Genomic DNA, 20,674 nt, shown 5'->3' on the forward strand with positions numbered 1-20,674 from the left:
ACTCGAGCGGTTCGCGCTCGCCGAGCTGCTCGCGTGCTTCCCGACGTACCGCTCGTACCTCCCGGCGGGGAAGGAGTGGCTCGCGCAGGCGGCGGCCGAGGCATTCGCCCGTCGCCCGGACATCGCCGAGACCATCGCCGTTCTCGTCCCGGTGCTGTCCGACCCGTCGCTCGAGGTGGCACGGCGGTTCCAGCAGACCACCGGTCCCGTCATGGCGAAGGGCGTCGAGGACACGGCCTTCTACCGTGCGACGCGCCTCGGGACGCTCACCGAGGTGGGCGGCGATCCGAGCGTCTTCTCGCTGTCCGTCGACGGATTCCACCGTGCGTTCGAGCGGCGCCAGTCAGCGTGGCCCGGGTCGATGACGGCGCTCTCGACGCACGACACCAAGCGGGGAGAGGACGTGCGCGCGCGGCTCTCCGTGCTGGCCGAGGTCCCTGAGCGCTGGGCAGACGTGCTCGGGCGGCTTCGCGCGGTCGCGACGACGGGTCACGGTCCGTTCGACAGCCTCCTGTGGCAGGCGATCATCGGCGCATGGCCCGCGTCGGCCGAGCGCCTGCACGCGTACGCCGAGAAGGCGGCACGAGAGGCCGGCGAAGCGACCGGCTGGCTCGATCCGGAGCCGGAGTTCGAGAATCGGATGCACCGCCTCGTCGACGCGGCCTTCGGCGACGCGCGGGCGATCGTCGACGAGTTCGTCGCGCAGATCGCGCCGTTCGGCTGGTCGAACTCGCTCGCCGCGAAGACCCTGCAGCTCGCGGGGCCGGGCGTGCCGGACGTGTACCAGGGTTCGGAGCTGTGGGAGACGAGCCTCGTCGACCCCGACAATCGCCGGCCGGTCGACTTCGCCGTGCGGCGCGACCTGCTCGCGCGGATCGACGACGGCTGGCAGCCGCCGGTGGACGACACGGGCGCCGCGAAGCTGCTGGTGACCTCGCGCGCCCTTCGGCTGCGGAGGGACCGGCGCGAGCTGTTCACGCGGTACACGCCCATGACCGTCGTGGGGGAGGCGTCCGCCCATGCGGTGGCGTTCGACCGAGGAGGCGCGCTCGCCGTCGCCACGCGCCTGCCTGTCGGGCTCGGTCGCCGTGGTGGGTGGGGCGACACGGTGCTCCTGCGGCACGCCGGCCCGACGGTCGACGCGTTCACGGGCCGGCGGTTCGAGGGGAGCGAGGTCGCGCTGCGCGACCTCTTCTCGACGTACCCGGTCGCGCTGCTCGTGCTGGAGGAGGACGCATGATCGAGGTGTGGGCCCCGCGCGCGGAGCGCGTACGGCTGCGGCGACCCGGGCGGGACGACGTCGAGCTCGAGCGGGCCGACGTTGCGCGGGACGGATGGTGGATCGCGGATGTCGGGCTGCGGGGCGGGGACGAGTACGGGTTCGTGCTCGGCGACGGCGACGCGCTGCGCCCCGACCCGCGGTCTCGTCGCCAGCCGCGGGGCGTGCACGAGGCATCCGCTCATTTCGATCCGTCCGCGTTCGTATGGTCCGATGGCCGCTGGACCGGCCGTCAGCTCGCGGGCGGGGTCGTGTACGAGCTGCACATCGGCACCTTCACCCTCGAGGCACCCTCGATGCCGCCGCCGAGCGGTTCGACCACCTCGTGGCCCTCGGCGTCACGCACGTCGAGCTGCTGCCGGTCAACGCGTTCAACGGTCAGTGGAACTGGGGGTACGACGGCGTGCTGTGGTACGCCGTGCACGAGTCGTACGGCGGTCCGGCGGCGTATCAGCGGTTCGTCGACGCCGCGCACGCGGCGGGGCTCGCGGTCGTGCAGGACGTCGTCTACAACCACCTCGGTCCGAGCGGCAACCACCTGCCGGAGTTCGGGCCGTACCTGCGCGACGCGGAGCGCAACACGTGGGGGTCGTCGATCGACCTCGACCAGCCGGAGGTGCGCGCCCACATCATCGAGAACGCGCTCATGTGGCTCGACGACTACCACGTCGACGCCCTGCGGCTCGATGCCGTGCACGCGCTCAAGGACTCGTCCGAGAAGCACCTGCTGCACGAGCTCGCTGACCGCGTCGACGCCCTGTCGGCCCACGTCGGGCGTCCGCTCACGCTCATCGCGGAGTCGGACCTCAACGATCCCACGCTCATCCTCCCTCGCGAGGTCGGCGGCTACGGGCTGACCGCGCAATGGAGCGACGACTGGCACCACGCGGTGCACGTCGCCCTGACCGGCGAGACCGTGGGGTACTACGCGGACTTCGCCGCCCCCGACGCGCTTGAGAAGGTGTGGACGCGCGGTTTCTTCCACGACGGCACGTACTCGTCGTTCCGCGGTCGCGAGCACGGCAGCCCGATCCCCGAGACAGTCCCCGCGTGGCGCCTCGTGACCTTCGCGCAGGACCACGACCAGATCGGCAACCGTGCGACGGGGGACCGGCTGTCGCAATCGCTCTCGCTCGACCGGCTCGCGGTCGCCGCCGTGCTCACGATGACGGCGCCCGGCACGCCGATGCTCTTCCAGGGCGAGGAGTGGGGAGCCTCGACCCCGTGGCAGTTCTTCACGTCCCACCCCGAGCCCGCGCTGGGCGAGGCGACCGCGAAGGGTCGGATCGCGGAGTTCGCGCGCATGGGCTGGGACGAGTCCGTCGTGCCCGACCCGCAGGACCCCGAGACCTTCCGGAGGTCGAAGCTCGACTGGTCCGAGGCATCCGCCGGCGATCATGCGCGCCTCCTCGACCTCTACCGCGCCCTCGCGCGGCTGCGCGGCGAACGCCCCGAGCTCACCGACCCGTCCTTCACGTCGCTCGGCGCCGAACTCGTCGGGGGAGAGGGGACGGATGCCGCGCACCGCGCGTTCCGGCTGCGGCGAGGTGCCGTCGAGATCCTCGTGAACCTCACCGAGGAGGACATCTCGTTCGCGGCACCGCCGGGGTCTCGAGTGTTGCTCGCGACGGGTCTCGCGGTGCACGACGAGGGCGGTGCGATCGCGCTCCCGTCCGACAGCGCGGTGGTGCTGGGCCCCGCGCAGCGCTGACGCGTGAGGTCACCGGCACTCGGCGACGGGGCCGCGAGGGCGAGGCGGGTCAGCGCACGCCGGCGAACGAGCGGTCGGTGAGCACGACCGGGCCGTCATCGGTGATCGCGATCGTGTGCTCGGAGTGGGCGCCGCGCGAGCCGTCGGCGCTGCGCAGCGTCCAGCCGTCGGGGTCGGTCACGAGCTGGTCGGTCGTCGCGAGGAACCACGGCTCGAGCGCGAGCACGAGGCCCGCGCGCAGCGGGAAGCCGCGGCCGGGCTTGCCGTCGTTCGGCACGTGGGGATCGCCGTGCATCACGCGGCCGACGCCGTGCCCGCCGAAGTCGGTGTTGATGGAGTAGCCGTCGCCGTACGCGATCTCGGCGATCGCGAACGAGATGTCGCCGATGCGGTTGCCGACGGTCGCGGCGGCGATCGCGGCGTCGAGCGCGCGCTCGGTGGTCTCGATGAGGGCGAGGTCCTCGTCGCGCGGCGTGCCCACGACGAACGAGACGGCCGAGTCGGCCACCCAGCCGTCGATCGAGGCGGCGAAGTCGAGCGATACGAGGTCGCCGTCGCGCAGGACGTAGTCATGGGGGAGGCCGTGCAGCACCGCATCGTTGACCGACGTGCAGATGACCTTGCCGAAGGGACGCGCGCCGAACGAGGGGTGGTAGTCGATGTAGCAGGACTCCGCGCCCGCGCGGCGGATCATGTCGTGCGCGCGGCGATCGATCGCGAGGAGGTTCGTGCCGACCTTGGTCTCGTCGCGGAGGGTCGCGAGCACTTCCGCCACGAAGCGCCCCGCGGGTCGCATCGCCTCGATCTCGGCAGGGGTGCGCAGTTCGATCATGCTCGTCCTCTCGTCCCGTCCATTCTCGCCGATGAATGAGGTCCGCCCGTCCCGTGGCTCACCGGTGCACCTGGGAGGATGCCGCGCAGAGGTCCCGCGCGCTCCCGCGGTCTGACGTGGCGGCGTAGCATCGGTGGTATGTGGCTGCGGCGCGCGTTCTATGGGTGGCTCATCCCCGCCGCGTTCCTCCTGCCGCTGTGGCTGCTCGTCGGGTGGGCCGTGTTCGACGCCGGCGGATGGGCCTTCGTATGGGTGCTGTTCATCGCGATCCCCTCCGTGTTCCTCGGCCAGCTCATCCTCACGCTCCTCGTGCGAGCCCGCGGAACGGTCCGCGCGCAGCGCGCCGTCTCGTGGTGGGACGTCGGCGGATTCGCGCTGTGGCATGTGCTCACGATCGCGCTCGGCTTCTTCAACCCCGCGTGGTGGCTGCCGGTCTTCATCCTCACGATCGTCGTCGCGATCGGGCTGTTCTGGCTGGAACTGTGGCAGCTCTGGCGCGAAGCGCGCCCGTCCGGCATGGTGCTGCATGCGACCGACGGCATGGCGTACATCCCGCCGCCCGCTCCACGCGTGACGACCGAGTCGGTCGACGAGGTCATCGTGATCACCGAGAAGCGCACCGAGCGCTGACGCGGGCGCTCCGCCCGTGTTTTGGCGGGCCGTCGCATCCGTGGCAGAATGGTTGTTTGTGCCCCGCCCAGGCTCTGCCTCAGGGGAGCCCGTCGTCGCGCCTCACGGCCGGCGGCTCCGGGTGCACACCCATCCTTACATCCATCCATCACGCGGTCGACCTGTGGCGGCCGCAGAGAGAGCACGATCATGCAGATCCTCGACGCCGTCGATGCGGCCTCGCTCCGCAACGACATCCCCGACTTCGGCCCCGGTGACACCATCAAGGTGCACGTCAACATCACCGAGGGCAACCGCTCGCGCATCCAGGTCTTCCAGGGCGTCGTCCTCGGCCGCTCCGGCGACGGCGTGCGCGAGACGTTCACGGTCCGCAAGATCAGCTTCCAGGTCGGCGTGGAGCGCACCTTCCCGGTGCACTCGCCGGTGATCGACCACATCGAGGTCGTCACGCGCGGTGACGTCCGTCGCGCCAAGCTCTACTACCTGCGCAACCTGCGCGGCAAGAAGGCCAAGATCAAGGAGAAGCGCGAGAACTGAGTCGCTTCGCCTCGAACGCCCCGGATCCCTCGGATTCCGGGGCGTTCTGCGTTTCGCGTTGTGGAGTTCGGGCAAGGAGGAATCCGCGCGAATATGGGAACCTTGTTCCAGCGGTTCTCCGAGGTTCGGCGAGCCGGGCGAAGGGCTTCATGACGACCGAGAAGACGGCACCGGCCGAACCGATCGAGACCACGCACAGCACGACCGGCTCGTCCAAGGGCGCGCGTCGCCGCAGCTGGCTCGTCTTCGCCCGCGACGTGCTGATCATCGTGATCGTCGCGGTGCTCGTGTCATTCCTCGTCAAGACGTTCCTCGTGCGATCGTTCTACATACCGTCGGGCTCGATGGAAGAGACGCTGCACGTGAACGACCGCATCCTCGTCGACGAGATCACGCCGCGATTCGGCGGCTACTCGCGCGGCGACATCGTGGTGTTCCGCGACCCGGGCGGGTGGCTCATGCCGGACACGTCGCCGCCGAGGGCGCCGGTCGTAGAGGCGATCGAATGGGTGCTGTCGCTCGTCGGCCTCGCCGCACCCGACAGCGACGACCATCTCGTCAAGCGCCTCATCGGCCTCCCGGGCGACCACGTCGTCTGCTGCAACGCGATCGGTCAGATCACGGTCAACGGCGTGCCCATCGACGAGTCCGCCTACCTCGAGCTCCCGTCGGCCGAGTCGCCGGCGTCCGCCGATGCGTTCGACGTCACCGTGCCGGCCGACAGCCTGTGGGTGCTCGGCGACAACCGCAACCGCTCGCGTGACTCGCGGTACAACACCGACCAGCCCGGCAAGGGGTTCGTCCCGCTCGAGAACGTGGTGGGCAGAGCGTTCCTCATCACGTGGCCGTTCGACCGTTTCGGCGCGCTCGACTTCCATCACGGGGTGTTCGCAGGGGTGCCCCAGCCGCAGCCTGCGGCGGAAGGCGGCGCGTCGCCGTGATGGTGGTCGCCGAGCCCCGTCTGACGCTCGAGCGGCGCCTGCTGCGCGAGCGTCCGATCGTGATCGCGTGCGACGAGGTGGGCCGAGGTGCCCTCGCCGGACCCGTCGCCGTCGGAGTCGCCGTCGTCGACGCCGCTCGTGCGCGCAAGCGCGTGCCGACGGGCCTGCGCGATTCCAAGCTCGTGCCCGAGCCGCGCCGGGCCGAAGTCGCCGGTCGCGCCGCCGAGTGGGTGCTGCACAGCGCCGTCGGCTGGGCGAGCTCGGCCGAGATCGACGACATCGGGATCATGCGGGCGCTGGGACTCGCGACGGCGCGCGCTCTTGCCGACCTGCGGGCGCACGGCGTCGTCCCGGAAGAGGCGATCGTCATCCTCGACGGCAACTACGACTACATCACGCCCGCAGGCGAACGCGGACTCACCGTGAGACCGGTGATCAAGGCCGACCGCGATTGCGCGAGTGCGGCCGCGGCATCCGTCATCGCGAAGGTCGCGCGCGACACCCTCATGGTCGGCCTGCACGACGAGCTGCCGCAATACAACTGGGCGAGCAACAAGGGCTATGCGAGCCCCGATCACCGCGAGGCGATCCGCGCGCACGGGCTCAGCCCGCACCACCGCGCGTCGTGGTCGATCGGCGACGCTCCGACGCTCTTCTGACGCGAGTCCGGGCTGCGGATGCGGCGGCCAACGCGTGCGGGACGCGGCGCGGCCGCGCGACTCTAGGATGGACTCATCATGGATGACGAAGTCTTCGAGGACTACGACCGCGAGCTCGAGCTCGCTCTGTACCGGGAGTACCGCGACGTCGTCTCGCAGTTCCAGTACGTGATCGAGACCGAGCGCCGGTTCTACCTCGCGAACGAGGTGAACGTCGTGCGTCGCGACACCGAGCACGACTTCTACTTCGAGATCTCGATGAACGACGTGTGGGTGTGGGACATCTACCGCGCCGACCGCTTCGTCAAGTCCGTGCGCGTCCTGACGTTCAAGGACGTCAACGTCGAAGAGTTGTCGCGCCGCGACTTCCACCTTCCGGAGGAGCTCTCGCTCGACTCCTGATCGGGTTTCGGCCGCACGAGGCCTCCATTGACGACCGCCTGACACGGGAGTAGCGTCCGCGGCGAGGGGGAGGTTCCACATCTGGGGGTGGGACGACGATGTCCGCACGCAGGAGCCGCCGGCGGAGCAACGCGCAAGCCGTAGCCGAGATCATGATCGCCCTGAGGTCGTACGTCGGCCGCAGCGATCCGACGACTGAGTTCGAGCGAAGGCTCGCGGAGGCGCTGAAAGACGCCGGGATCGGCTTCGACGAAGTCGGGCCGATCGTCGAGCGATGGGATGCCGTGCCGGCGGAGGTCCGCGCACGGCGCTACGGACCCCTCGCGGCGAAGGAGCACCTCGGCGGGGTCGAGCCGTTCGACGTCGCGGCGCAGTCAAGGCGGCGATCCCGCCAGGTTCGCGTGGAGGCGACCAACCCCATCGTCACGCCGCGCGGTCGCGTGTCCGCGGGTGAGTTCGACCGCGGCGCGGGTGGCGCGTCGAGGGACGTTCAGGGGGAAGGGGCCGAGGAAGTACCGCTCATCGAGTACCTCGTGACGTACGAGGGGATTCATTGCATCGACGAGACAGGACCCGACTGGCTGGCAAGCGACGAGCCCTACGTGGTGACATCGGCGATCTACATCGACGCTGCGGGGAGGAACAAGGAGGAGACGGTTCGCCACCCGTTCGCGGGAAACGGTCAGGGCTACTACGGCAACGTCGACTCGGGCAGCACGCGGGTCGGACCACGCGCAGCCGTGTGGCTCGGGACGACCCACAGCGTACGGGTCGGGGTCTCGTTCATGACGACGTTCGTCGAGCACACCTTCGGCGACGAGGAAGAGGTGAAGGCGACGATCGCGAAGTGCGTCCGGATCGCTCAATATGTGGTGGCCACCAAGTATCCGACGATCGGCGTGGTCGCTGAGCTGGAAGAGGTGAGGGAGATCGTCGTCGACCTCGTCTTCGCACTGCTCGAGCTCGTCGGCCTGGCCGACACGATCATCAACGAGCCGACAGTCGTCGTCTTCACCTTCGGAGAACTCGATGAGATGAGCCGGACCGAGCCGACGCCCTTCCTGACCCAGAGCGGTGCGTACACGAACCTGCGTTACCACTTCATAATGTCCGACGACGAGAAGGATTACGTCGCGGCGTACCAGATCCATCGGACCCCGCCCCTCCCGCCGCTCGGGCCGGTGCTCTTGTGACGCGTTGACCGGCGGCGACGCGCGCCCGCGTGCTGTGGTGCGCGTCGATTCCTCCACTGGGTGGTAATCGCGGACGCTGTCCACGGGGCACGTCGGTCTGAATCGTTCCCTGGGGCCCCGCCCGCGACGCTGGGGGCATGGCAGACAAGGATGTGCTCGGGCGAGCCGGTGAACACCGCGCGGCGCTGTATCTCGAGTCCCGCGGGTACGCGGTGCTCGACCGCAACTGGCGTTGCAAGGAGGGCGAGCTCGACATCGTCGTGGCCGACGATCGGACGCTCGTGGTCGTCGAGGTCAAGACCCGTCGCTCAGACGGGTTCGGCGATCCGCTCGAAGCGGTCGACGCGCGCAAGCGCCGCCGCCTGTGGCGACTCGCGATGGCGTGGATCGCGGCGCATCCCGACGAGGTGCAGCGGCGTCAGGTGCGGCTCGACGCGATCGGGCTGACAGGGCCGGATGCGGCGACCGCCCGCCTCGACCACCTCGAGGACATCCGGTGACCGTCGCACGCACGATGGCGGTCGCGCTCGTCGGCGCCGACGGCGCGGTCGTCGAAGTCGAGGCGGACCTGTCGAAGCAGACGCCGGACTTCCATATCATCGGCCTTCCCGACAAGGCGCTCGGCGAAGCGGTGCAGCGGGTGCACAACGCGTGCGACAACAGCGGCCTCCCGCTGCCGCGGCGGAGGCTCACCGTGAACCTGTCGCCGGCGGCGCTCCCGAAGCAGGGCTCGGCGTTCGACGTCGCGATCGCGATCGCGGCGGTGGCGACCGAAATGCCCATGGACGCGGCATCCGTCGCCGCGACCGCGCACGTAGGGGAGCTGGGACTCGACGGACGCCTGCGGCCCGTCTCCGGCGTGCTTCCGGCGGTGCTCGCCGCCGCTCGCGCGGGAATCACGCGGGTCGTCGTGCCCCACTCGAACGTCGACGAGGCTCGGCTAGTCGATGGCGTTGACGTGCTCGGCGCGGTGAACCTGGCGGAAGTCGCGCGGTGGCACGGAGCGGATGTCGAGGTGCCTGAGCAGGAGCCCGTGCCCGGTCGTGCCGACGATTCGCCGGAGGGTGAGTCGCTCGACCTTCGCGATGTCGTCGGGCAACGTGAAGCCGTCGAGGCACCCGTCGTCGCGGCGGCGGGCGGTCACCACATGCTCATGTGCGGTCCGCCCGGCGCGGGCAAGACCATGCTCGCGCGGCGGCTCCCCGGAATCCTTCCGCCGCTCGAGGATCGCGCCGCGCTCACGGTGGCGTCGATGCGGTCGCTCTCCGGCGAACATGTCGCCCGCCTGTCGCGCGTCGCGCCGCTCGAGGCTCCGCACCACAGCGCGAGCGTCGCGTCTCTCATCGGCGGCGGGTCGCGCGGCATCCGGCCCGGCGCGATCGCTCGTGCGAGCGAAGGGGTGCTGTTCCTCGATGAGGCGGGAGAGTTCCCGGCAAGCGTGCTCGACGCGCTGCGGCAGCCGCTCGAGAGCGGGTCGATCGTGATCCACCGGACGGGCTTGACCGCGACGTTCCCCGCACGATTCCAGCTCGTGCTGGCGACGAACCCGTGCCCGTGCGGCAACTACGGCGTGAGGGGAGCGTCGTGCTCGTGTCCGCCGATGGCGATCCGGCGGTACCTGGGGCGACTCTCGGGTCCGCTGCTCGACCGAATCGACATCGAGCTTGCGCTCACGCGGGTTTCCGTCGCACCCCACGATGCGGCACCCACGGAGATCACGACGGAGGTCGCGCGCGACCGGGTGGCCGAAGCACGAGATCGCGCGGCTCGCAGGCTGCGCGGCACGGGATGGCGGCTCAACTCGCACGTGTCGGGCGCCTGGTTGCGGCAAGGACCGTTCGCACCGACGCCTCAGGCTCGTCGTCCGCTCGACGCGGCACTCCACCGCGGGTCGCTCACGCTGCGCGGCTACGACCGTGTGCTTCGGGTCGCGTCAACCCTGGCGGACTTGGACGGCGCCGCACGAATCGAGCTCGACCACGTCGGCCGGGCGCTCTACCTCAAGAAAGGACTCGCAGTATGAAACCCGCTGAGCTCGACTTGTCCATGGCGCGCCGCGCGCTCGATGGCGTGGTCGTCGTGGACGAGCTCGACGACGATGCGATCGCGGAGCGCTACGCGCGGGTCGTTTGGAACGTCGTGACCGAGCCCGGCGACGGCGTCGCAGGGATGCTCGTCGATGCGCTCGGTGCGGCTCCCGCGCTCGCCGTGGTCGCGGGAGGGAGTGCCGTCGCACCCGTCGAGGGGATGAGTGCGCGTGAGTTCGCGGAGGGGCGGAAGCGCTGGACGCCGCGGCTGCGCTCGGTCGAAGTCGACGACGCGCTCGCACTCGCCCGTGCCCGCGGCGTGCGACTCGTGTTCCCCGAGGATCCCGAGTGGCCGCAACAGGTCGATGATCTCGGCCCGCACGCGCCACTCGTGCTCTGGGTGAGGGGCACGACGTCCGCTCTCGCGTCGCTCACGCCGTCCGTCGCGGTCGTCGGTGCCCGGGCCGCAACCTCCTACGGCGAGCACGTCGCGGCGGAGCTCGCCGCGGAGTCGGCCGGAAGCGGGATCCCCGTCGTCTCGGGCGCCGCGTACGGAATCGACGCGGCCGCCCATCGGGCAGCGCTCGCCGTGGGAGGCACGACGGTCGCACTGCTGGCGGGCGGGGCGGACCGCCCGTACCCCGCGGGCAACGGACGCCTCATCGACCGGATCGCCGAGACCGGAGCAGTGGTGAGCGAGGTGCCGTGCGGCGGAGCGCCGACCAAGTGGAGGTTCCTTCAGCGGAATCGGGTGATCGCTGCGCTGGCCGACGCCACGGTCGTCGTCGAAGCGGGCTGGCGCAGCGGGTCACTCAACACCGCGAGCCACGCGCGAGCCCTCGGACGGCCGACGGGTGCGGTGCCGGGACCGGTCACGAGCGCGGCATCCGCCGGGTGTCACCGGATGCTCCGCGAGTTCGACGCGCGCTGCATCACGAGCGCGGACGACGTGCGCGAGCTCATCGGGCTCGACTCCGCGACGGGCGCGAGGCGGAGCGGCCCCGGGGCAGGCGGTGCACGCACGGATGACGCATCCCGCGTGATCGATGCGCTCAGCGCCCGCGTGTGGCGCGCGACCGAGGACGTCGCGCGCCGCAGCGGCATGACTCCTCAACAGGTCGAAGCGCTGCTCGGGATCATGCTCCTCGAGGAGCGGATCGAGCACGGGGAGCGCGGGTGGCGCCTGCGATTCGCGACGTCGTGAGGTCGACGCGATCGCACCCTCCCCAGTCGACCGCGGTCCGCGGGTACGACGTGCACGGAGCGGCCGAAGACCGAGCCTCCTCACCTGCGGTTCGTGGGCACGGGTGGTCCGATGAGCGGCGTCTTCACCGGTGCGGCTGCACCGACGGCGATGACGATCGCGTTCCCGAACGGATTGAGGACGGGGTTGGCATCGCGCTTCCAGTTGTTGGTGAGCCAGATGTTCCCCGACGGATCGATCTGGCCGCCCGTGATCCGCTCGAGCGCGTCGCTGCGGTACCCGGTCTCCGGAGAGATCGGGTCCCCAGTCCTCACGCCCTCGGGGCATCCGCGCGTGTCGACGCCGCAGAACCGGCTGACACCGGTCGGAATGTCGCTCGTCTGCCCGACGGGCACGACGCCGAAGTTGAACACCCACACGGTGTCGTTCCCATCGACGGCGATGCCCCACGGCAGAGTGAGACCGCCTCCCGTGAACGGCGACCCCGGGAACGGCTTCCTCGTGTCCTGTCGGAAGGCTGTGATCGAGGGGTTCTCGGCCTCCCCGAGCTGGAGGCGTGTCGGGCACGGCGAGTCGAGCCAGTCGGAGTTGGCCACCCAGACGTTGCCCTTCGTGTCGGTCGCGTTGCCGACGGGATGGCTCAGGACGGTTCGGCCCTCGAACGTTCCCGGGAGGGTGTCGATCAGTTGACCGTCAGGCGAGATCACCGAGATCGTGTCTCCGCGGTTGTTCGCGATCCACACGTTTCCGCGCGCGTCCACGGTCGCGCCGAACGGCTTCAGCTCGGGGCGACCCTCCACGGGCGTCGGCCCGAGCGCGATGTTGACGGCCCGGTCCGGATCGCCACTGGGCAGCATCGTCACCGAGTCGTTGCCGCAGTTGGCGATCCAGATGTTCCCCGCGCGATCCGAGACCGTTCCCTGCGGCCACGAGATGTTCCCGTTCTTGTATCCGCCCGGGCCGGAGAGGGGGAGGCCGTCCGCTCCGAAGGCGGAGACGCTGTTGTGCTGAGCGGGCGAGCTGCCGTGCTCGGCCGCGAACTCGGGGTCGATGCAGGGCGGATCTTGGAAGCCGAAATTGCCCACCCAGATCCTGCCGCTCGGATCGAGCGTGATGCCGTACCCGGCTCCGCTGAGACCTCCGCCGAAATAGGGAGTGCCGGCGACCGGCTGGCCCGACGGGGTGAACTTGAGAAGCCTGAGGCCCGCGCACGCGTACTCGTCAGGCGGCTGGGGCACGGCGTTGTCGTTGACCCAGACGAACCCCTGCTCGTCGATCGCGAAGTTGCCGGGTCCGTTCATCAGGTTGTCGCTGTCCTGGACGCTGTAGGCACCCCCGGTGAAGGTGAGGAACAGAAGCCAACTCGTTGGCGCCTCGCGCAGGGCAGGCTGATAGATGGGAGTCCGCTGCGACAACGCGAACACCGGATCGCCCTTCGGCGCCCGGCTCGAGGGGAAGGACGGATACTTCGCGATGTTCGCGACCGCCTCGAGGACGTTCTTCGACGGGGCCTCGCCGGGCGGTGCGCTCGTCCGCAGCAGCGTCCTGCACTGCACGGAATCGGCCACACAGCCGGCGACAGCGTTCGCGAGCGAGTTGAAGGTGCTCAGCGTCGACGTCTCGGTCCCGTTCGGCGTGGTGGCGAGCACCGAACCGACCGCTCCCGTTGCCGGGTCGGCGAGGTTCGCCGCCATGCCCACCGCGTTCGTCATCCCGTATCGGTTGCCGACGATCCGGTGGCCATCGATGAACTGGGCGAAGGCGTTGCCCGTCGCGACCGTCGTGCGTTCGTTCACGACGACCCGCTGGGGAACCGTGTCGAGCCCCACGCCGATCGAGCTCGCAAGCATGGCCGGCCCGCGTGTCGCCTGGATGAAGAGCAGGGGATCGCTGTCCGCAAGACCACGCGGCACCGCGTACTCGACCCGGAACTTCCCGTTCTTGTCGCTCTTGGCCGAGCCCAGAGGCACCCACCGCGGCTCGCGATCCACGAAGGCCGCATAGAGCGAGACGGAGAACTTCGACAGCCCGGAGCCGCCGCTTTCCACGGTGCCCTGGAGTACCGAGGTACGCGGCGGTGCTGCAACGGCCGTCGCGGCCGTCCCTGCGAGCACCAGCCCGCACACGGCGACGGTCGCGAGCAACGTCCTGCGCAAGAGGCGCAACGGCAGACGGTGGCGAGGTTTCGACACGAGCGGTCCTCCTTGATCCCGGTCGACAAGACCGTCATGGGAGGACGCATCGTTCAGCGACAGAAGCGGCCACAGGCCCCAGTCCGGTGAACGATTCGAGGGTGATGGTCGCCGAGACGACCGCGCTGTCGCCGTACTCTCCGCCCTCGGAGCAGACGGTATTGCATCCGTCGCGACGTCGCTACCCCATACGCAGTCGTCCAGGCAGGCCCTCGGGAAGGGCGCGACGGGGCTTCCCCGGTGAGGCGCCCGCTTCGCCGCACTGCGCTCGGGCATGCTGGGGCCATGCGGATGACCGAGGCCGCCGACGCCTTCGCAGTGCACGTGCGCGACGTGCGCCGACTGTCGCCCGCGACCACGAAGGCCTATCGGGGCGACCTCGCCGACCTCATCGCGGTCGTCGGCGACGTCGACATCGCCGAGGTCGAGCTCGAGCATCTGCGCGAATGGCTGTGGGTCGCGACGCAGCGCGGCGACGCGCGCTCGACCCTCGCCCGACGCGCGGCGGCCGCCCGCGGGTTCTTCGCGTGGGCGCTCGAAGCCGGGCACCTCTCGGTGGATCCGAGCCTGCGGCTCGTCGCACCCAAACGGGCCAAGACGCTTCCGAAGGTCGCGAGCGCCGACGCGGTGAGCGACCTCCTCGACCGACTCGGACGGGCCGCGGCCGAAGGCGATCCGATCGCCCTGCGCGACCACGCGGCCCTCGAACTGCTCTATGCCACCGGCGTTCGCGTCTCTGAGCTGTGCGGTCTCGACGTCGGCGACATCGACCGCGAACGCCGAACGGTGCGGGTCCTCGGCAAGGGCTCCAAGGAACGTGTCGTCCCGTTCGGCGGCGCCGCCTCCCGTGCTCTCGACGCCTATCTCGTCCGCGGCCGGCCGATCCTGCGCGACCGTCGCCTCGACGCGCTCGCGGCCACGCGCGTGGCGAGCCCCGAAGCGGTGGCGGATGCCGCGACCCCCGGCGACGCCGTCTTCCTGGGCGTTCGGGGCGGGCGTATGGGCCCCCGTGCCGTGTACGACCTCGTCGCACGCGCTCTCGGGCCGATCGTCGGGTCCGGGGTCGGTCCGCACGCGCTGCGGCACTCCGCTGCGACGCACCTGCTCGATGGCGGCGCAGACCTCCGGACAGTCCAGGAGCTCCTCGGCCACGCGAGCCTCGGCACGACGCAGATCTACACGCACGTGTCGACCGAGCGACTGGCCGCCACGTATCGGCTCGCCCACCCACGCGCCTGAGCTGCCGGCGACTCCGGTCAGCAGCAGGGGAGCAGCACCGCGCGGGGCACGCCTCCGAGGAGCAGCATCGGATTGATGTACTCGCCGTCGAGGCGGACTCCGAAGTGCACGGTTCCTGCATCGGCGTGGCCGCCGAGGTCGGTCACTCCGACCGTCTCGCCGCGCTCGACGGTCGTCCCCGGTTCGAGCTCCGACACGACCGGCTCGAGCGTCGTGACGAGCCCGCCGCCGTGATCGATCGTCACGATGCCGCGCCCCGCCACCGATCCGGAGAACGCGACCACTCCGGCCGCGGGCGCCTGCACGTCCGGCGACCCCGCGGGTGCGAGATCGATCCCGCGGTGTCCTGGCCCGTAGGCGTGCGCCGGCGCGACGTACGGTCGAGTCAGCCGGAACGGAGCGACCGGCCACACCCACGGCTCGACACCGGCGTCGGCAGGAGCCGAGGCGGCCGGGGGCGGAGGCTGCGCAGCATCCGTCGCCCTCGCGACAGCGGGCACGAGAACGGCCACCGCGGCCACCACGGCGACCCCCATGAGTCGCCGAGGAGAGCGAGGGACAGGCATTCCGCAAGCGTCGCGCCCGGGCGTCGCCTGGAGGCGGCCGGACGGAGCGACTGTGCGAACCACCCCGACGACGGCAGCCGGGGAGGACACGACGAGGGGACGGACCCGAAGGCCCGCCCCCTCGTCGCATCGACCGGAAGGTCAGCCGATCGGCAGCACCACCGAGCTCTGGGTGCCGAGCGGTGTCGTGATCGCGAACCGGGCGTCGCCGGTGGCACCGGCCGGGATCGTGAACGTCACCGTCGCGGTACCGGTCTCGTCGGTCGCCACCGTGTAGGCGCGCGTCACGGGCGCGGTCGCCAGCACCGCGCTGCCGAACTCCACCGAGACGGTGCCTGCCGGAGGCTCGGTGCGCGTGAACTCGAGCGACGAGAGCGTGAGCGTGACCTGGTCACCCGGGTCGTAGCCGTCCGCGTCGGGAGGCGACACGATCACGCCGACCGCGCGCTGCGCCAGGTCGGGAGTGACCGTTCCGAACTCCTCGAGATAGTCGACCATCGACTCGAGGTCGATCTTGCCGCTGTCGGACTTGTTCCCGCCCTCGGCCAGGGTGAAGAAGTTGTCTCCACCCGCGGCCAGGAACGAGTTCGCGCCGACGGAGTACGTCGCAGCCGGATCGATCGGGTCGCCGTTCAGCAAGATCTCGGTGATCCGGTTGCTCGGTGCCCCGTTCGGGTTGTAGGTGTACGTCATCTCCTTGCTGACGCCGAGCTTGAGGAACGGTCGTGACGAGCCGGCCGGCTGCCACTGCTCCTCGAGCACCTGCTTGATCTGGGCGCCCGTGAGCGTGAACGAGACGAGCGTGTTCGCGAACGGCTGGACGTTCGCCGCCTCGCGGTACGTCACCTCACCGGATCCCAGATCGGCCCGCAGGCCGCCCGGGTTCATGAACACGACGTCCACGGCGCGCGTGCCGTCGACGTTGAGCGCCCACTTCTGCACGTCCGCCACGAGGTTGCCGAGCGTCGACTCGCCGCCGCGGTTCTCCGGGAACGACGTCTGGCTCGCCGGGTCGGCGAACACGGCACGACCGAAGTCGGCCGTCGCCTCGCCGATCACCACGTTGCCGAGCTCGTCGGCGATCGCGACGGCTTCCTGCACGATCGGCACGACGGCCGGGTCATCCGCGAACAGCGGAGTCGTCCCATCCATGAGCGAGAAGATCTCGTTCTTCATCGTGAACGACTTCGTCTTGCGGTCGTAGCGGATGTCCATCCGCGAGAACCGCTCGCCGTACTGTCCGCTCGAGATCACCGGACGCCCGTCGATCACGTGGTTGTACGCCAGGTGCGTGTGACCCGAGACGATCGCGTCGACATTCTCGTTCGCGCCGAGCACGATCTTTCCGAACCGGCTGTTCGGATCGACCGCCGACGAGATGTCGGTCGTAGCCGCACCCTCGTGCACGAGCATGATGATGATGTCGGCCTCGCCGTTGTTCTTCTTGCCGTCGCTCAGCTGGTCCGCCACGCGGTTGACCGCTTCCGTCGGGTCGCCGACGGTGATGTCGGCGATGCCGTCCGGGCTGACCAGCGACGGCAGCTCGTCGGTCACGGCTCCGATGAAGCCGATCGTGACGCCCTTGAACGTCTGCGTCCAGTACTCCGGCAGCGCGGGCTCGCCCGTCGCCTTGTCGTAGACGTTGGCGCCGAGGTACTCCCACAGAGCGAGGGGCATCACGCGATCCGTGAGATCGGCGAAGCCCTGATCGAACTCGTGGTTGCCGACCGCGCTGACGTCCAGCCCAGCCGCGTTGAGGCCCTCGATCGTCGGCACGTCGTCCTGGATGAACGACGTGAACGTCGAGGCCCCGATCAGGTCACCCGCCGCGGCGAAGATGGTGTTCGGGTTCTGCGCGCGGATCTGCTTCACCGCGGTCGACAGAGCCGCGATACCGCCTGCCGGCGCCGACTGCTCGATGCGGCCGTGGAAGTCGTTCACCGTCACGAGGTCGATGTCGACCGTGCCGGGCGTCCCTTCCGTGCCGACGCCGACCAGGACCGGGTCGTGGTCGCTCGAGCGGTACGGCGTTCCGGCTTCGGCCGCGGGCCCCCAGTACTCGCGTCCCGACCACTCGGGCGAGTTGATCGACCAGACGCCGACCCCGGTGACCTTGTCGGTCGCCGTCGGCGAGGCGAGCACGTGGTCGAGCGAGCCGAGCTCGCCGTCGAACGTGTAGGTGTACTGCCCGCGAGCGCGCGAGAAGAGGAGGTCGGTGTACCCGGCATCCGTGAACACCTTGATCGGGTCTTCCTTCGCGTACGCGTTGAAGTCGCCGACGAGGTACACGTCGGTCTTCTGCCCGCGTTCGAGCGATTTCGCGAGGGTCAGCAGCGATTGGGCCTGCTTCACGCGGTCGGCGTTGTACGGGCTGTCCTGGCCGAATTCGGGGTCGCCCTCGGCGGCGCTCTTCGACTTGAAGTGGTTCGCGATGACCGTCACGAACTGCTTGCCGAACGTGAACGTCTGGGCGATCGGCTCGCGCGCGTTGCCCCACACGGTCTCGTCGACGATCGTCTGCGCCGCGCCGCTGGTCTTGACGACGGCGGGCTTGTAGATGATCGCGTTCGTGATGACGTCGACGATGTCGGGGTTGCGCAGCGCCTTCGGCGTGCGCACGTAGTCCCACACGTTGCCGCCTGCCGCCGCGTTGAGGCCTGCGACGAGATCGGCGAGCGCCTCGTCGGGCTTCTCGCCGAGCTTCACGGAGTTCTCGATCTCCTGCAGGGCGACGATGTCGGCGTCGAGTGCGTTGATCGCCGAGACGATCTTCGACTTCTGGATCGCGAACTCCTCGGGCGTGTCGGCGCCGCGCGCGTTCGGGTTCTCCGTCGTCAGCGTCGTGAAGTAATTCAGGACGTTGAACGCCGCGACCGTGACGTCGCCGCCCACGGCCGGCGGTGCGGCCGGGCGCGGGTTGAGCGATGTGAAGGTCGGCTTGACGGATGCCGGGCTCGCGTCGTTGATCGGCAGGGGAGGCTGCAGGCGCCACAGGTCGAACCCGTAGTCCAGCACGTAGCCCGTGGCCGGGAACGTCACGCGGTCGCCGTTGCGCACGATCTGCGCTGCGGTGAAGTACGGCTGCTCCCCGGGGTGACTGGCGTTCGTCGTGGAGACGCTGTACCCGTCGTCCAGCGCGATGCGGCTGTTGCGGTTCGCAGTGGTGATCGCGTTCGCCGCCGACGAGCCGACCGGCTGCGTCTCGTACGCCTCGACCGGCATCGCCGACCCGGCGTTGAGCCAGAGCTCGCCGAAGTTCGTCAGATTGTGGCTCGAGATCACACGGTAGGGCGACGAGGTGGTGCTCACGGGAGCGACCAGCATGCCCTCGAATCCTTCGCGAGCCGTGTCGCCCACGACGGACGCGGGGAGTGGGATCGGGGCCGGGGTTCCGACCGCCTTCTCGATGATCTCGACGGCCCCCGCCGCGGATCCGTTGATCTGCGTGGTCGTGCGGGGATCGCGCACGAGTCCGGAGTTGTCCCGCCGGAACTCGGACACCGGGCCGGTGACGTCGACGAGGTCGCCGATTTCGACGCCGGTCGCGGGGGAGGTGTTGAGGAAGACGAAGATCCCGTCCGATACGCGGGGGTCGGGATCGGTGCCCGCGCCCACTCCCTGCGTCTGGATGTAGATCCCTCGGTAGCCGCCCGTGCGATGGTCGGCGGTGACCACGCCGCGGACTGTCACGGTTGTGCCGGAGATGGGCGAGGTGTCACTCGTGCCCTGGACCTGGGCGATCGTGTGGGTGGGCGTGGCCGCAGACGCTGGTGGCGCCGCGATCAGGCTCGCGAGTACGGCGCCGACCGCGGTGGCGGTGACGACGGACAGCCGCGAGGTGGTACTGCGTCGTTGCATGGACCCCTCCTCGACCCATGCATCGGATGCCGTCGGTCCGGCGGCGTCTAGGACGATGCACAGGACATCTCGCAGACTATGAACCAACTGGGTAGATGCCAAGAGGAACTGGCCGATTCCGACGGATTTCCTTCAGCGGTCACCTCCGCGTCGACTGAGCGTCACCGACGGGCGGGCGGATGCCCCGGACTGATACACTTGTTGCCGCACCCCGCTCGTCGGGGTGACTCCGCGTGCCCAGAGCGCTGCGAACCGCGTGTTCGCCGGCGCGGCATCAACTCCCAACGGTCTCCTGGCAAGTTCAGGGGCGGGCGTGTGCCGGGCACCAGGCATGCCGGATCCACCGGCACGAATCAACCGCAAGAGGCGCGCGAGCGCCAGAGAAGGAGACCGGCCATGGCCGTCGTCACGATCCGCCAGCTGCTCGACAGCGGCGTCCACTTCGGGCACCAGACCCGCCGTTGGAACCCGAAGGTCAAGCGCTTCATCCTCACGGAGCGCTCGGGCATCCACATCATCGACCTCCAGCAGTCGCTCGCCTACATCGACAAGGCGTTCGAGTTCGTCAAGGAGACCGTGGCCCACGGCGGCACGATCCTCTTCGTCGGCACGAAGAAGCAGGCGCAGGAGGTGCTCGCCGAGCAGGCGACCCGCGTCGGCCAGCCGTACGTCAACCAGCGCTGGCTGGGTGGTCTGCTCACGAACTTCGCGACGGTCTCGAAGCGCCTCGCGCGCATGAAGGAGCTCGAGGAGCTCGACTTCGAGGACCCGGCCGCGAGCGGCTTCACCAAGAAGGAGCTCCTGCTCAAGAAGCGCGAGCTCGACAAGCTGCACAAGTCGCTGGGCGGCATCCGCAACCTCCAGAAGACGCCCTCGGCGATTTGGGTCGTCGACGCCAAGCGCGAGCACCTCGCGGTCGACGAGGCCAAGAAGCTCGGCATCCCGGTCATCGGCATCCTCGACACGAACGCCGACCCGGATGACTTCCAGTACCCGATCCCCGGCAACGACGACGCGATCCGCTCGGTGAGCCTGCTCACCCGCATCATCGCGGATGCCGCGGCCGAGGGCCTCATCCAGCGCCACCAGCCCGCCGCCGACGCCGACGAGGCGGCCGAGCCGCTGGCCGAGTGGGAGCGCGAGCTCCTCGAGCAGGGCGCGCCCGTGGTCACCGACGCCGCCGAGGTCGAGACGATCGCGACCGAGTCGGAGGCCGACACGGCCGGTGCCGAGGCCGCCGCGGAGACCGCTGAGGCCGAGACCGCTGCGGCCGAGCCCGCCGAGGCCGAGACCGCTGCGGCCGAGCCCGCCGCCGAGTCCGCCGAGTAACCACTCGAACTTCGAACTCCGCCTCGGCGGGATCGCTTTCCGGAGCGGTCCCGCCGAGGCATCCATGAGAACTCA

Annotated in this window: 15 protein-coding genes and 2 pseudogenes; 13 read left to right on the forward strand and 4 right to left on the reverse strand. The window is 69.9% G+C overall.

What is annotated here, in order from left to right:
* Positions 1 to 13: 13 nt before the first annotated feature.
* Positions 14 to 1,240: pseudogene (locus BJ991_RS10805) on the forward strand (malto-oligosyltrehalose synthase); the annotation flags it as partial.
* A pseudogene (treZ, locus tag BJ991_RS10810) lies at positions 1,237 to 2,990 on the forward strand (malto-oligosyltrehalose trehalohydrolase). The pseudogenes BJ991_RS10805 and treZ, both read left to right, overlap by 4 nt.
* 49 nt (positions 2,991 to 3,039) lie before the next feature.
* Here the strand turns inward: treZ and map are convergent.
* Complete coding sequence (gene map / locus BJ991_RS10815; RefSeq protein ID WP_179489867.1) at positions 3,040 to 3,822, reverse strand: type I methionyl aminopeptidase; 783 nt, start codon at positions 3,820 to 3,822, stop codon at positions 3,040 to 3,042.
* Between the two features lie 138 nt (positions 3,823 to 3,960).
* Between map and BJ991_RS10820 the strand changes: the two genes are divergently transcribed.
* The 9 genes from BJ991_RS10820 to dprA all read left to right on the forward strand — a co-directional run bounded on the left by BJ991_RS10820 (position 3,961) and on the right by dprA (position 11,415).
* A complete protein-coding gene (locus tag BJ991_RS10820; protein ID WP_179489869.1) occupies positions 3,961 to 4,452 on the forward strand; it encodes an MFS transporter permease in 492 nt (163 codons plus the stop codon).
* A 189-nt stretch (positions 4,453 to 4,641) separates the two neighbouring features.
* A complete protein-coding gene (gene rplS / locus BJ991_RS10825; protein WP_179489871.1) occupies positions 4,642 to 4,989 on the forward strand; it encodes a 50S ribosomal protein L19 in 348 nt (115 codons plus the stop codon).
* A gap of 149 nt (positions 4,990 to 5,138) precedes the next feature.
* Positions 5,139 to 5,930, forward strand: a complete 792-nt coding sequence (gene lepB / locus BJ991_RS10830; RefSeq protein ID WP_179489873.1) for a signal peptidase I — start codon at positions 5,139 to 5,141, stop codon at positions 5,928 to 5,930.
* The gene (locus BJ991_RS10835; protein WP_179489875.1) at positions 5,930 to 6,589 is read left to right on the forward strand and encodes a ribonuclease HII; all 660 of its coding nucleotides are present in this window, start codon (positions 5,930 to 5,932) and stop codon (positions 6,587 to 6,589) included. Before lepB ends, BJ991_RS10835 begins: the two co-directional genes overlap by 1 nt.
* 78 nt (positions 6,590 to 6,667) lie before the next feature.
* Entirely contained in the window at positions 6,668 to 6,991 is a 324-nt protein-coding gene (locus tag BJ991_RS10840; protein ID WP_133543441.1) for a DUF2469 family protein, read from the forward strand.
* Between the two features lie 152 nt (positions 6,992 to 7,143).
* Positions 7,144 to 8,184, forward strand: a complete 1,041-nt coding sequence (locus BJ991_RS10845; RefSeq protein ID WP_179489877.1) for a hypothetical protein — start codon at positions 7,144 to 7,146, stop codon at positions 8,182 to 8,184.
* A 137-nt stretch (positions 8,185 to 8,321) separates the two neighbouring features.
* On the forward strand, positions 8,322 to 8,684 hold the full coding sequence (locus BJ991_RS10850) for a YraN family protein (protein ID WP_179489879.1): 363 nt from the start codon (positions 8,322 to 8,324) through the stop codon (positions 8,682 to 8,684).
* Entirely contained in the window at positions 8,681 to 10,207 is a 1,527-nt protein-coding gene (locus BJ991_RS10855) for a YifB family Mg chelatase-like AAA ATPase (RefSeq protein WP_179489881.1), read from the forward strand. The genes BJ991_RS10850 and BJ991_RS10855 overlap by 4 nt, the downstream gene beginning before the upstream one ends.
* Entirely contained in the window at positions 10,204 to 11,415 is a 1,212-nt protein-coding gene (gene dprA / locus BJ991_RS10860) for a DNA-processing protein DprA (protein ID WP_179489883.1), read from the forward strand. The genes BJ991_RS10855 and dprA overlap by 4 nt, the downstream gene beginning before the upstream one ends.
* 80 nt (positions 11,416 to 11,495) lie before the next feature.
* Here dprA and BJ991_RS10865 read toward each other — a convergent pair whose 3' ends face one another.
* The gene (locus BJ991_RS10865; RefSeq protein ID WP_179489885.1) at positions 11,496 to 13,607 is read right to left on the reverse strand and encodes an NHL repeat-containing protein; all 2,112 of its coding nucleotides are present in this window, start codon (positions 13,605 to 13,607) and stop codon (positions 11,496 to 11,498) included.
* A 285-nt stretch (positions 13,608 to 13,892) separates the two neighbouring features.
* Between BJ991_RS10865 and BJ991_RS10870 the strand changes: the two genes are divergently transcribed.
* On the forward strand, positions 13,893 to 14,846 hold the full coding sequence (locus BJ991_RS10870; protein ID WP_179489886.1) for a tyrosine-type recombinase/integrase: 954 nt from the start codon (positions 13,893 to 13,895) through the stop codon (positions 14,844 to 14,846).
* 17 nt (positions 14,847 to 14,863) lie between these two features.
* Here the strand turns inward: BJ991_RS10870 and BJ991_RS10875 are convergent, their stop codons facing one another.
* Together BJ991_RS10875 and BJ991_RS10880 are read right to left on the reverse strand one after the other, a co-directional pair.
* Positions 14,864 to 15,412, reverse strand: a complete 549-nt coding sequence (locus BJ991_RS10875) for a murein hydrolase activator EnvC family protein (RefSeq protein ID WP_246301079.1) — start codon at positions 15,410 to 15,412, stop codon at positions 14,864 to 14,866.
* A gap of 141 nt (positions 15,413 to 15,553) precedes the next feature.
* Entirely contained in the window at positions 15,554 to 19,270 is a 3,717-nt protein-coding gene (locus BJ991_RS10880; protein ID WP_179489888.1) for an ExeM/NucH family extracellular endonuclease, read from the reverse strand.
* A 396-nt stretch (positions 19,271 to 19,666) separates the two neighbouring features.
* Here BJ991_RS10880 and rpsB point away from each other — a divergent pair, with 396 nt between their 5' ends.
* The gene (rpsB, locus tag BJ991_RS10885; protein ID WP_179489890.1) at positions 19,667 to 20,599 is read left to right on the forward strand and encodes a 30S ribosomal protein S2; all 933 of its coding nucleotides are present in this window, start codon (positions 19,667 to 19,669) and stop codon (positions 20,597 to 20,599) included.
* The last annotated feature ends 75 nt before the right edge of the window (positions 20,600 to 20,674 follow it).

Source organism: Microbacterium immunditiarum, from assembly GCF_013409785.1.
Taxonomy (GTDB): domain Bacteria; phylum Actinomycetota; class Actinomycetes; order Actinomycetales; family Microbacteriaceae; genus Microbacterium; species Microbacterium immunditiarum.

Excerpts from the sequence above, each read along its gene's own strand:
- map (WP_179489867.1), bottom strand. The coding sequence starts at position 3,822 with ATGATCGAACTGCGCACCCCTGCCGAGATCGAGGCGATGCGACCCGCG.
- BJ991_RS10820 (WP_179489869.1), top strand. The coding sequence starts at position 3,961 with ATGTGGCTGCGGCGCGCGTTCTATGGGTGGCTCATCCCCGCCGCGTTC.
- rplS (WP_179489871.1), top strand. The coding sequence starts at position 4,642 with ATGCAGATCCTCGACGCCGTCGATGCGGCCTCGCTCCGCAACGACATC.
- lepB (WP_179489873.1), top strand. The coding sequence starts at position 5,139 with ATGACGACCGAGAAGACGGCACCGGCCGAACCGATCGAGACCACGCAC.
- BJ991_RS10835 (WP_179489875.1), top strand. The coding sequence starts at position 5,930 with ATGGTGGTCGCCGAGCCCCGTCTGACGCTCGAGCGGCGCCTGCTGCGC.
- BJ991_RS10840 (WP_133543441.1), top strand. The coding sequence starts at position 6,668 with ATGGATGACGAAGTCTTCGAGGACTACGACCGCGAGCTCGAGCTCGCT.
- BJ991_RS10845 (WP_179489877.1), top strand. The coding sequence starts at position 7,144 with ATGATCGCCCTGAGGTCGTACGTCGGCCGCAGCGATCCGACGACTGAG.
- BJ991_RS10850 (WP_179489879.1), top strand. The coding sequence starts at position 8,322 with ATGGCAGACAAGGATGTGCTCGGGCGAGCCGGTGAACACCGCGCGGCG.
- dprA (WP_179489883.1), top strand. The coding sequence starts at position 10,204 with ATGAAACCCGCTGAGCTCGACTTGTCCATGGCGCGCCGCGCGCTCGAT.
- BJ991_RS10870 (WP_179489886.1), top strand. The coding sequence starts at position 13,893 with ATGCGGATGACCGAGGCCGCCGACGCCTTCGCAGTGCACGTGCGCGAC.
- BJ991_RS10875 (WP_246301079.1), bottom strand. The coding sequence starts at position 15,412 with ATGCCTGTCCCTCGCTCTCCTCGGCGACTCATGGGGGTCGCCGTGGTG.
- BJ991_RS10880 (WP_179489888.1), bottom strand. The coding sequence starts at position 19,270 with ATGCAACGACGCAGTACCACCTCGCGGCTGTCCGTCGTCACCGCCACC.
- rpsB (WP_179489890.1), top strand. The coding sequence starts at position 19,667 with ATGGCCGTCGTCACGATCCGCCAGCTGCTCGACAGCGGCGTCCACTTC.